The following is a 383-nucleotide window of genomic DNA, read 5'->3' on the forward strand; positions in this document are numbered from 1 at the left end:
ATCCACAAGGACCGCAAGCGCATGCTGACCACCGACGAAATCGCCGATTTCATGGCCAAGAACGGCATCGACCGCAAGCAGTGGCTCGATACCTACAACTCGTTCACGGTGACCACGAACGCCCAGCGCGCCAACAAGATCGCCGATTCGTACAAGATCGAGGGTGTGCCGACCGTGGTGGTGCAGGGCAAGTACGAGACCTCCCCGAGCATTGCCGGCACCAAGCCGGCTGCCATCCAGGCCATGGATTTCCTGGTCACGGGCGTGCGCGCGAAGAAGCTCTGATCCGCGCGGCATGACCCCGACGTCCCGGTGCGCGAGAAGCGTGCCGGGCCGTTTTGCTTGATCCGGGCCGTTCTCCCTCCGAATTCACTATATTGATC

At 61.6% G+C, this 383-nt stretch carries 1 protein-coding gene; it reads left to right on the plus strand.

What is annotated here, in order from left to right; genetic code table 11:
- A partial coding sequence (locus AB4Z35_RS31090) for a DsbA family protein (protein WP_442101310.1) occupies window positions 1-285 on the plus strand: 285 nt, incomplete at its 5' end.
- Window positions 286-383 lie beyond the last annotated feature (98 nt).

Origin of the sequence: Pseudomonas sp. KB_15 (assembly GCF_052114525.1) — a bacterium.
GTDB lineage: Bacteria > Pseudomonadota > Gammaproteobacteria > Pseudomonadales > Pseudomonadaceae > Aquipseudomonas.